The organism is Paenibacillus sp. FSL H8-0175 (genome assembly GCF_045040615.1).
GTDB classification, from domain to species: Bacteria; Bacillota; Bacilli; order Paenibacillales; family Paenibacillaceae; genus Paenibacillus_AQ; species Paenibacillus_AQ odorifer.
In genome coordinates this window covers 4,604,402-4,616,355 of the sequence record NZ_CP150299.1, presented here as the reverse complement: position 1 = coordinate 4,616,355, position 11,954 = coordinate 4,604,402, and the positions used below count along the sequence as shown (strand labels likewise).

Annotated in this window: 10 protein-coding genes; 8 read left to right on the top strand and 2 right to left on the bottom strand. The window is 43.3% G+C overall.

The window, feature by feature from the left end:
- Nucleotides 1–42: 42 nt before the first annotated feature.
- Nucleotides 43–471, bottom strand: coding sequence for a VOC family protein (locus tag MHH46_RS20585; protein ID WP_076183122.1), 429 nt, complete (start codon nt 469–471; stop codon nt 43–45).
- A 408-nt stretch (nt 472–879) separates the two neighbouring features.
- Between MHH46_RS20585 and MHH46_RS20580 the strand changes: the two genes are divergently transcribed.
- Nucleotides 880–3,573, top strand: coding sequence for a glycoside hydrolase family 6 protein (locus tag MHH46_RS20580; RefSeq protein ID WP_076190541.1), 2,694 nt, complete (start codon nt 880–882; stop codon nt 3,571–3,573).
- Between the two features lie 58 nt (nt 3,574–3,631).
- On the opposite strand, the gene MHH46_RS20575 is transcribed toward MHH46_RS20580, so the two are convergent.
- Nucleotides 3,632–4,027, bottom strand: coding sequence for a DUF2871 domain-containing protein (locus MHH46_RS20575; protein ID WP_076129897.1), 396 nt, complete (start codon nt 4,025–4,027; stop codon nt 3,632–3,634).
- Nucleotides 4,028–4,213: 186 nt separating this feature from the next.
- On the opposite strand from MHH46_RS20575, the gene MHH46_RS20570 reads away from it, so the two are divergent.
- The 7 genes from MHH46_RS20570 (at nt 4,214) to MHH46_RS20540 (ending at nt 11,943) form a co-directional block, all read left to right on the top strand.
- On the top strand, nt 4,214–4,768 hold the full coding sequence (locus tag MHH46_RS20570; protein ID WP_076190544.1) for a GNAT family N-acetyltransferase: 555 nt from the start codon (nt 4,214–4,216) through the stop codon (nt 4,766–4,768).
- A gap of 125 nt (nt 4,769–4,893) precedes the next feature.
- Nucleotides 4,894–5,577 (top strand): MgtC/SapB family protein, encoded by a 684-nt coding sequence (locus tag MHH46_RS20565; protein WP_244886359.1) that lies wholly within the window; start codon nt 4,894–4,896, stop codon nt 5,575–5,577.
- Nucleotides 5,578–6,044: 467 nt separating this feature from the next.
- Entirely contained in the window at nt 6,045–7,202 is a 1,158-nt protein-coding gene (locus MHH46_RS20560; protein ID WP_076190546.1) for an ROK family transcriptional regulator, read from the top strand.
- Between the two features lie 28 nt (nt 7,203–7,230).
- Nucleotides 7,231–8,235, top strand: a complete 1,005-nt coding sequence (locus MHH46_RS20555) for an asparaginase (protein ID WP_076190548.1) — start codon at nt 7,231–7,233, stop codon at nt 8,233–8,235.
- 89 nt (nt 8,236–8,324) lie between these two features.
- The gene (locus MHH46_RS20550) at nt 8,325–9,929 is read left to right on the top strand and encodes a glutathione ABC transporter substrate-binding protein (RefSeq protein WP_076190550.1); all 1,605 of its coding nucleotides are present in this window, start codon (nt 8,325–8,327) and stop codon (nt 9,927–9,929) included.
- Nucleotides 9,930–10,041: 112 nt separating this feature from the next.
- Nucleotides 10,042–10,965, top strand: coding sequence for an ABC transporter permease subunit (locus MHH46_RS20545; protein ID WP_036689023.1), 924 nt, complete (start codon nt 10,042–10,044; stop codon nt 10,963–10,965).
- 147 nt (nt 10,966–11,112) lie between these two features.
- On the top strand, nt 11,113–11,943 hold the full coding sequence (locus MHH46_RS20540) for an ABC transporter permease (protein WP_370510612.1): 831 nt from the start codon (nt 11,113–11,115) through the stop codon (nt 11,941–11,943).
- The last annotated feature ends 11 nt before the right edge of the window (nt 11,944–11,954 follow it).

Here is an 11,954-nt window from a genome sequence, read left to right as displayed (position 1 = left end):
AACGAGCAGGAGGTTAGTTACTCCATGCCCGTTGTTTTTTTATTACATATTTATTCGTCCGTCATCATAATTGAATTGCCAGTCGATGCCGAATTTATCTTTTAGACTACCATAACAAGAGCTCCAGAAGGTTTCTTGCAGTTCCATAACTACTTTACCGCCCTCTTGAAGCTTATCGAAATATTTCTTTATGTTATCTAAATCCTTACTAACTACGGAAAGACTAATATTGTTTCCTTCGATAAAAGGCATGCCTGGAAAAACATCGGAAAACATTACATTACTGCCTTCGATATTCAAGCGGGTGTGCATAACCAAATCTTTAGCTTCCTCAGGAAGAGTGAAATTGGGATCGGGTGGTGTTTCACCAAAGGTCATGATTTGTGGACGTTCAGTGCCAAACACCTCTGCGTAAAACTCTGCTGCGTCACGACAATTCCCATTGAAATTAAGATAAACATCGATGGACATTTTTTTCACTCCTTAAAGGTTTGTTAGCGTTACTTTGAAAATACTTAAAATTCAAAATACCTTGTCACTTCCACATTGTATCATTTACCAGTTTATAAACAAATATTCTTATAGTCTCATTATTAAACTTTTATTTCATCTACTATCTTCTAATTAAAAATAGGATATGGTAGTATTCAAGAAAAGGGATAATTTTCTATAAATTAAATAAAATTATATTTATGTTAAATAGTTAGAGGATTTAGGCTCTTGTTAGATCTTTAAAACGGAGGGGAGGTGATGATGAGTGCGGGTAAGGCATAGAGGAGGTGACCATTCTTTAAAGGAGTGAATACTGCAATTGTAGCATCGCGCGGCTATTAATAAATTATTTGCGAATTTATTTAATTGTCGAAAGGAGAATAATAAATGACAAAAGCACTAAGGAAGCAAATGTTGTTATTGCTTACGATCATGGCTTTAGTTATCACCGGATATGCTCCTTCTACCACGTATGCCAGTGAGGCGCATGTTGACAATCCGTTTGTAGGAGCTACAGCATATGTTAATCCTGATTATGCCGCACTGATTGATACCTCTATTGCTCAGGTTACCGATAGTACTTTAGTTTCCAAGATGGAGACCATTAAAAAATATCCGACAGCCGTATGGCTGGATCGAATTGCTGCAATTTATGGCGGGACAGAAAACGGAGGCAGAAAAAGTCTTGAGGAAACATTAGATTCCGTACTCGCGCAAAAGCAACCAAACACGCCGATTACAGCCACATTCGTAATTTATGATATGCCTGGGCGGGATTGCCACGCTTTGGCCTCCAATGGCGAGCTGCCACTGACAGCAGCGGGTTTGACAACCTACAAATCAGATTATGTTGACGTAATCGCCAGTATTTTTGCAAAGCCCAAATATAGTGACATTCGGATAGTGACTATCGTAGAGCCGGACTCGCTTCCGAATCTAGTTACTAATCTCAGCACACCACAGTGTGCTCAAGCTAACTCCACGAATATTTACCGTGATGCTACACGTTACACTTTAAATGCTCTCCATGCCATTCCAAATGTGTATACTTACATGGATATTGGTCACTCTGGCTGGCTCGGATGGGATACTAACCGTGGCCCCGCTATCGACCTCTTTACTTCGGTTGTGTCAGGCACTACAGCTGGACTTGCTAGTGTCGATGGATTCATTACGAATACAGCCAATACCACTCCACTAGTAGAACCTAATCTTCCAGATCCGAATCTTACGATAGGCAGCCAGCAGCTTCGTTCTGCAAGTTATTATGAATGGAATCCGTATTTTGATGAAGCTGATTTCACAGCAGCTTTGTATTCAGGTTTTGTAGCAAAAGGTTGGCCTTCCACGATCGGCTTCCTTATTGATACTTCCCGTAACGGGTGGGGAGGACCAAATCGTCCGACTAGTGCAAGCGGAACAACCGTTAACGCTTATGCGGATTCCGGTCGGATTGATAAACGTCTCCATCGCGGCAATTGGTGTAATGCCAGCGGCGCCGGAATTGGAGAAGTTCCACAAGCAGCACCCGCAGGTTATGCAGCCTCACATTTGGATGCATTCGTCTGGGTGAAACCTCCGGGAGAATCTGACGGCTCCAGCAGCGCCATTCCAAATAATGAGGGCAAGGGCTTTGACAGAATGTGTGATCCGACTTATACCAGCTCAAGCGGCACACTGACCGGTGCATTACCTAATGCGCCTGTATCAGGCCACTGGTTCCATGATCAATTTGTTCAGCTGGTACAGAATGCTTACCCTGTAATTCCTCTGAGTAACGGAGGGGGTACTGTAGTTCCTGCGTCACCCACTAATTTGGTAGCGACAGCGGGAGATGCAAAAGTAAGCCTGAGCTGGACGGCATCCAGCAGTGCGATTAGTTACACCGTAAAACGAGCGACCACAAGCGGAGGGCCGTACACCACTGTAGCAACCGGGCTAACGGCAACGAGCTACACCAACACAGGCTTAACGAACGGAACAACCTATTACTATGTTGTAAGCGCAACCAATAGTGTAGGAGAGAGTGTGAATTCGGGACAAGCGAATGCGACCCCAGCGGCGGTGGCGACTGTTCCGACGGCACCCACTAACTTGGTAGCGACAGCGGGAGATGCGAAAGTAAGCCTGAGCTGGAGCGCATCCAATGGTGCGACTAGCTACACTGTGAAAAGTGCAACCACAAGCGGAGGCCCGTACACTACTGTAGCAGCAGGGCTAACGACCACGAGCTACACTAACACCGCCCTAACGAACGGAACAACTTATTACTATGTTATAAGCGCAACCAATAGTGTGGGAGAGAGTGCGGATTCTACACAAGCGAGTGCGGCTCCAGCAGCAGTGGCGACTGTTCCCGCGGCGCCAACCAATTTGGTAGCGACAGCAGGAGATGCAAAAGTAAACCTGAGCTGGAGTGCATCCAGTGGTGCGACTAGTTACACTGTGAAAAGTGCAACCACAAGCGGAGGGCCGTATACCACTGTAGCAACAGGGCTAACGGCAACGAGCTACATTAACACGGGCTTAACGAACGGAACAACCTATTACTATGTTGTAAGCGCAACCAATAGTACAGGAGAGAGTGTGAATTCGGCACAAGCGAGTGCTGTTCCACAAGTTCCGGCAGCAACTAGTCTGACGTTGCAGTATCGGGCGGGAGATACTAATGCGACAGACAATCAGATCAAACCTTATTTTAATATTAAAAATAACGGCACAACCGCAGTGAACTTAAGCGATCTTAAAATCCGTTATTATTTCACTAAAGATAGTAATCAGACGTTAAATGGCACAATTGATTGGGCACAGATCGGCAATAATAATGTTCAAGTCGCCTTTGCAGACTACACTGGCACGAATGCAGACACTTACGTTGAACTTTCGTTTGCTTCTTCGGCTGGTTCCATTCCAGCTGGAGGCCAGTCCGGAGATATTCAACTCAGAATATATAAATCAGATTGGACTAATTTTAACGAAGCCAATGACTACTCCTTTGATGCTACTAAAACTGCTTATACTAACTGGGATAAAGTGACGCTTTATCAAAGTGATGCTCTCGTATGGGGGATTGCTCCGTAACGGAAAGCAGGGGATAATTAAAAGAGCCGCTGGAGTGACCCTGGCGGCTCTTTCTGTATTATTTAATTCGTTTACCGAGTAGCACAAGCAGCCAGATGATTCCAGCCCCAACAATGGCGTGACCAAGCCCCGCAATATGGGGCAGGAAGCTAATATCACTGCCGTTAATTTGCAGCATTCCACGTGTAGCCATTGCACCAATCGTGATTAGAAGACCAATGTTATAGACAATGTACCATGCACCAAAAGATTTAGCCTCATGGATATTAAATAACTTGTCTAAGATCATAGCAATAATAAAGAAAAAGAATCCTAAGACTAGAATGTGAGTGTGAAGCGCAACTAATATAGTATCTCCTGTGAAATCATTCATTTTAGTAATTTCGCGATAGGCCACTCCGGCTATCAAACCAAGAATTGCATAGAAAAAAGACGTGTAATACAATTTTTTCATAAGAATATCTCCTTTGTAGTTATCGTTATGATTGAAGTGTATCAAGCAATTAAGAACGCAATATGAACAAATGATTACAAGGTGAAAAAAATCACTAGTTTATAAAATACATTATATCCTAAAGGAAGTTTCACTTTCCACGACGAACTGTACTACTAGAGAAATGAGAGGAGACTTAAGGAAAATATGATCGGTAACATTGAAGGATTTCCTGTGCTCGAAACAGACCGCTTTATTTTGAGAAGAATTACACTGGATGATGCTAAAGAAATATATAATTATTTTTCAAAAGATGAAGTGACCCAGTATTATGATCTGGATAGCTTTACCGATATACAGCAAGCGATCAACCTTATCGAAAGATGGGATGAACGTTTCAAAGGCAAACAAAGTATTCGCTGGGGAATAGCCAGGCGTGAGGATAATATAATGATGGGTTCGTGCGGATATCATAACTGGGCGCACAGAAATTTCAAAGCAGAGATTGGATATGAATTATCTCCACTTTATTGGCGGCAGGGTGTGATGACGGAAGTCCTGACAGCTATTATTGCGTATGGCTTTGAGCATATGAAGCTCCATCGAATTGAGGCGTTTTATGATCCGTCTAATATTGCCTCCAAGAAGTCTCTTTTGAAAGCGGGCTTTAAGTATGAGGGATTGTTGCGCGAATCTTTTTTTGAAAAAGGTAGATTTGTAGATGCGGAGATTTGCTCTTTGTTAGCTTCCGATACGAACTAAGAAGTATAAAATTAAAAAATGCGAGTTAACCATAATGCGAGAGGACGTATTATGGTTTTTTGTTTGTGATACAATAAATAGATTATCGAATTTATCCTACGTGGTACTAATCCAACATACATATCATGATGAAAGAAGGTGAAGGTATGGAGTTTGAGTATTTGCTTCGTGTAATTGGCGCGGGAATTTGTGGCGTATTAGTTGGATATGAACGCAAAAGCCGGATGAAAGAAGCTGGAGTTAGAACACATTTTGTTGTGGCCTTAGGTGCTGCACTCATGATGGTCATCTCCAAATATGGGTTTCAGGATCAAGCGGATTGGCCTAATCTTTCTCTTGATCCCGCTCGGATAGCTGCTCAGGTAGTAAGCGGAGTAGGTTTTTTGGGCGCAGGAATGATTTTTATGCAAAGACACACAGTCAAAGGGCTCACTACTGCTGCAGGGATTTGGGCAACAGCCGGAGTGGGCATGGCTATAGGGTCTGGTCTTTATATTCTTGGCGTAGGAGCAACGATAATCATTTTACTTGGGCAAAAGATCTTACACAGTCGTAACAGCTGGCTGGCCGCACCAAAAACCCAACAGCTCGTTATAAGTCTAGCTAACACAGAAGGCGCTATGGGCCGAATTCAAGAGTTGCTTAAAGAACACAAAATCGCTGTTCTAAGTTTTCATGCTGAAAATAACAGTGTAGAATCCGAATTAAACGTAGAAATCGTTGTAAGATTGCCTGAATCATTTAATCCAGTACAATTGTTATCGATGATCCAAGAGGACGCAGCGGTTAAGACCGTTGAGTTTCAATGATTTTTTAGCACCTTCGATGTAACTAACTCACTTCGCATCAAAAGCTACCTCCTTTTTGAGAGTTTCCTTTTGATGCGAGTGTTACCTTCAATTTACCATCGATTCACACACCCTCACATTAATCCAAGCAAAATACCACTTTCAGTCTTTCTATTCCAATTAATAGGTTCAAGATTCAAATTAAATGCTAATTCATGGGCTTGTATGTTATGTCTGTGTTATATATTGAGTGGTTTTTGTGTTGGTTATCTTTCGTTAACCGCTTACATTTATTTTTAAATAAAAAATATGTCATTTATATTGACACATAAACCATGACCCTTTATTATTAATCCCATCACTGGAGAAACTAAATTAAAATTTAAATCAAAGAATACATTATCAGCGCTTTATTTGCAAATAATTTCTTGTTTTTGTGGTTTATTAATCCAATTAATGCACTGGAGAAAATAATTAGGAGAATGCCCGTGAAAAAGCACGATCAGGATTTTATGAAGCGACAAAATCGTTTAACGGTTTTCGAAATTATAAAAAATCAACAACCGATTTCTCGCGCTTCTATTGCTAAACAGACTGGTATGAGTCCTACGACTGTAAGTCGAATTGTCGGAGAGTTGACGGAGGAAGGATATTTACTCGATTCAGAGCAGGTATCATCAGGATTAGGTCGGAAATCAACGTTAATAGGTATGATGGACGCTTCTGTATTATCGGTTGGCGTTGAACTGGATCGCAGTCTTATGTCTATTGGAATTGTGGACTTACAAGGACAGCTTATCTGCAGTAGTCAATTTCCCCGTACACCAGACGAAAGCCCGGATCGAACGCTGGAACGGATTCATGAAGCCATTGAGCAATTGTTCCAGCAGCATGTGATTGACAGAACACGTATCGTGGGTATTGGCGTTGGACTTCCCGGCATTGTGAATAACGAAGAAGGAATTGTTGTCTTCTCTGTTCAGCTAGGATGGAAAAATGTGCCGTTAGCCAAACGCTTGAAAGAGCTGACAGGTTTTGAAATCGCTGTGGACAATGAGCTGAAAGTAAGGGCTCTTGCTGAACATCTTAAAGGAGCCGCAGTCGGCTCAAGCCGTACGGCATTATTGGGTTTCGGTCAGGGCGTGGGCTCTGCGATGATTCTCGAGGGAGAGATTTATCGAGGGGTGATGAACAGTGCGGGTGAAATTGGGCACACGACAGTAGATCCTAACGGAATGATGTGTGAGTGCGGCAAAGCGGGCTGTTTACAGACCTATATAAATATCAGTTCTTTATTATCTGAAGCTAATCGGATTCGCCCGATCCGTACGATTGAGGAGTTATTCGCAGCAAAACATGCAGGAGAACAATGGGCGATGCACTTGATCGACCGTGCACTCATGTATATGGCCATCACCATTAATAATGTCGTATGCATGTATAACCCCGACAGCGTGATTTTAAGTGGAGAACTCGTGGACAAATTCCCGGATATATACGAAGAAGTTGAGCAGCTGTACCTCTCTCGCTTTACCTGGGAGCCGCTTCGTGGTTCCTTTACGATTCATCGCTCGTTGCTGAATGAGAAGGGTGTAATTATCGGATCGGGACTTTTATCGCAAAATCGATTTTTTGCCTTAGATTAAATTAACTACTGCTGGGGAGGTTGTACAGATGGGATTTACAACATTGGTAGAAGAATATCGTGGTGGCCTGCTGGAGAATGTGCATTATGGTGCAGTTAGTGTAGTTGATGAGAAGGGCAACATTTTGTACAAAGCAGGCGATCCGGAGCATATGACTTATCTTCGCTCTGCTGCTAAGCCATTCCAAGCTTTGCCGGTAATGAAACGCCGGATCGATGAAGTATATGGTTTGACAAGTAAAGAAGCTTCGCTGTTTACCGCTTCACACCGGGGAGAAGCCTTCCATATTGAAGCGCTTGAAGCTCTTTTTCAGAAAATGGGATTAAAAGAAGAGTCACTTCATTGCTGCTCTACATACCCGCTGAATGAAGAAGCCAAAGCAGAACGTCACCGGGCAAATGAGCCCACTCGTAAAATCTTTCATAACTGCTCAGGCAAACATGCAGGGTTAATGGGCCTTAGCAAATATATGGGTTGGGATATAAACACTTATTACGATCCTAACCATCCTGTACAACAGGAGATTCTTGAGATGATGGCTTATATCGCTGAAGTTCCCAAAGCGTCCATCCCGCAAGGTATTGATGGCTGTGGACTTCCTATCTTCGCACTTCCGCTTCATAAAATCGCTTATTCCTATCTAAAGCTAGCGTGTCCCGATTTGATTGAGGATACGGATATACGTAACGCAGCCGCTGTCATTGCAAAACTTATGAACGATAACCCGGTTATGATTGCTGACACGAAATTTGTATGCTCAGAGCTCCTGAAGGATGACAATCTGACGGCTAAAGGTGGAGCAAAAGGGGTATACGGTATCGGACTCCGTAAGGAACGAATGGGTATATCACTGAAAGTATCCGACGGATCAGAACAAGTCTGGCCATGTATTATCGCATCGATTCTAGAACGTATTGGTTACAGCAATCAAGACACAATTGATCGCCTATATGCACTCGTGCCTAACACGATTGTTAATGATGGCGGTACTGTAGTCGGCGAACGCCGTGCTGTATTTCAATGGGAGATCTAGAGCATAAGGTCAAGAATAATCTTCAAGTTTGGTGATTAATCGGACTAGAAGCTTTTCTAATACATCGTTTGAATAGGGGAGTGTAAAAAATGAAAGCAAAAGGAAAAGTATGGTCAATGTTCATGCTGCTGCTTATTACAGTAGTAGTGACTGCAGGGTGCGGCAACAAAGCGAGCAACGAGGGACAAAACGGCAATACTGCTGGTGGAACTGAAACTAGCACCCCAACTACAAAGAATGATAAAGACATTGTAATTGCCATCAATTCTAACTTTATTACGCTGGACCCTCATAACGCAAGCGATACGCATTCAATCAGCGCTGCCAGAACGATGTACGAAGGTCTGATGGGTTTTGACGAGAATATGAACGTGGTTCCTGTTCTTGCCGCAAGCCATTCCATAAGTGAAGACGGGTTGGTCTACACGTTCACGCTGCAAGAGAATGTTAAATTCCAAGACGGTACTGACTTTAATGCTGAAGCGGTTAAAGTAAACATCGCCCGTATTCAAGATGAGAAGAACAATCTGAGACTGCGCAAAAGCTTCGCAAAGGTAGCGAAAGTGGAGACTCCTGATGCTAAAACCGTGGTTATTACACTCAGCGAGCCGTACAACGCATTTTTAAATAAAGTAGCTATGGCACCTATTATTAGTCCGAAAGCTTTAGAAAAAAATGGCACCGATATTTCGAAAAATCCTGTAGGGACGGGACCATTTAAGTTCAAAGAATGGGTGCAAGGCGACCGCTTGGTTGTCGTTAAGAACCCTGATTACTGGCAAGCGGGCTTGCCAAAAGTGGATAGTGTGACCTTTAGACCTGTGCCAGAGAATGGATCACGGATAGCCATGCTAAAAACCGGCGAGGCAGATTTTATTTATCCAATGCCAACGGAGCAAGTATCTGAGGTTGAAGGTCTTGAAGGAATTACTGTAGATACCATCGATTCGACAATCGTCCGTTATGTAACGTTGAATACGATGAAAAAACCTTTCGATGATGTGAAGGTTCGTCAAGCCATTAACTATGCTATCAATAAAGAAGCTTATATCAAAGTTGTGAAATCGGGTCTTGGTGCTAAGCTTGATTCCACGATGTCTTCCAAAACACAATACTATTCCCCGCAAACAGGTTATGACTATGACATTGAAAAAGCTAAACAATTGCTTGCTGAAGCAGGATATCCTGATGGATTCGAAACCGAAATTTGGGGTGAAAATGAATCCGAAACTATGAAGGGTATGCAATTTATTCAGCAACAGCTAGCACTTGTAGGGATTAAGGTAGACGTGAAATCCATGGAAGGCGGCACATTGTCCGACCAAATTAACTCTGCTAAGACACCAGAAGAAGCAAAAATTCAAATGTGGTATGTCAGCTGGTCTCCGTCTTCAGGTGATGCAGATGGTGCAACCAGAGGGTTGTTCAGTAGTGAAATGTTCCCGCCTGCTGGCTCAAATACAGCCTATTACAAAAATGAAAATGTAGACAAATGGATCGCTGAGGCGAATAAATCTGTTGATCCAGAAGCGGCTAAATCCATCTATGGCAATATTCAAAAAACAATTTGGGAAGATGCTCCATGGGCATTCATGGGCGTCGACCAAATCATCTCAGGCAAAAGATCGTATCTGGAAGGAGTTAAGGTCTTCCCGGATGGTTCCATTAATGTCCTGAATGCAGAAGTGAAATAATGCTAAACAAACGTTAGGTTTAATATCCCAAGAAATGAACGAGGCCGCTTCTGTAGTATGGTGGGAAGCGGCCTCACTAAATCATTTGTCGATACTGAAGGGGGCTTATGAGTTGGGTAGATATGCTTTACAAAGACTCCTCGGGGTTATTCCGCTGTTGTTCATTGTATCGGTGCTTGTCTTTTTGTTTATTCACTTAATCCCAGGCGATCCAGCCCGACTTATTGCCGGTAAAGATGCCACGCTTGAAGAGATTCGTGGAATTCAGGAGCAGCTGGGTCTCAATCTGCCTTTGTGGAAGCAATACATAAACTACATGGGTGATCTGCTAAGTGGTAATCTGGGCAATTCGATCCGTTCAGGGATCCCGGTTACTGACATGCTGGAAAGCAGAGTAATGCCTACGTTGTGGCTGACTTTTCTTAGTATGGCCTGGGCTCTAATTATTGGTCTTCTAATTGGCGTGGTTTCAGCCGTTTATCGCAATCGGTGGCCGGATCATTTAGGGACATTGACAGCCATTTCAGGGATGTCTATTCCTGGATTTTGGTTAGGCTTGGTACTCATTCAAATTTTCTCGGTAGAGCTTGGTTGGTTTCCAACGGGTGGTGTTGATTCCTGGAAGTCCTATATTCTTCCTTCCATTACACTCGGGATGGGAATTATGTCTATGTTGGCCCGTTATTCTAGGTCATCTATGCTGGAGACCCTTCGGGAGGATTATATCCGTACAGGACGTGCAAAAGGCTTACGCGAGTATGTTGTTATCGGCAGGCATGCGCTGCGCAACTCTTTGATTCAGGTGGTTACCGTAGCTGGGCTTCAGTTTGGGTTCCTGCTCGGCGGCTCTGTAATGGTTGAGACGGTATTCAGTATTCCGGGTCTTGGCAGGCTGCTAGTAGACTCCATTTTGTTCCGGGATTATACAGTCATTCAAGCCTTACTGCTTCTGTTTGCTACACAATTTATTCTTATCAATCTATTAGTAGATTTATTGTATGGCGTACTTAATCCGAAAATAAGGTTTTCTCAGTAGCTAATGCGACTAAGAAGCAGAATTTCAATAGATTTATAGGGTGAATTTAGGATCAGGAGGGATATCATGAGTGACAATTCGGCGGTGATGGGAGCAAAATCTCCATTACCCGGAGAGGTACTGGCCCCGGAGAAAACAAAAGGCCGTATGGGTGTTTTTTTACGTAAGTTCAGTAAACAAAAGATGCCCCTTGTGGCCGCATTTTTTATTATATTGCTATTCCTAATTGCAATTTTCGGGCCATTTCTGACCCCGTATAATCCTGATGAACCAAACTACGATGCTCTTATGGCAGGTCCTTCTGCTGCGCATTGGGCCGGGACAGACGAATATGGCCGTGATATTCTAAGCCGTCTGATTGATGGTACTCGCTTAACCTTAGCGGTCAGTCTCAGTTCCGTCTTAATCGCAGGTGTACTTGGAACTATCCTAGGTCTGTTAAGCGGATATTATGGCGGTTGGCTAGATCGGATAATTATGCGTGGCAGTGATGTACTATTTTCTTTTCCTGACTTGCTGCTTGCCATTGGGATCGTCGCCATTCTCGGTCCGGGTCTATCCAACGTTGTTATCGCAGTTGCAGTCTTTGGTACTCCATCGTTCGCCCGAATTATTCGGAGCGTAACGCTGTCTGCGAAAGAAACATTGTTTGTGGAAGCGGCTCGTTCCATGGGAGCGAAGCATCGCCGGATTATTTGGCGTCATATTTTTCCTGAGACCGTGCCCAGCATTATCGTTAATCTATCCATGAAGATTGGCGGAGCGATTTTGGCCGCTGCATCATTGAGCTTTCTCGGAATGGGTGCAAAAACAACAGAGCCCGATTGGGGCGCAATGTTAAGTATGGGACGTGATTATTTAAGTATTGCTCCACATATCGTTTATTTTCCGGGGATAGCCATCTTTTTAACAGTACTTGCATTTAACCTGGTCGGGGACGGACTGCGTGATGCTCTTGATCCCAAAATGAAAAACTAAGGAGGGACAAG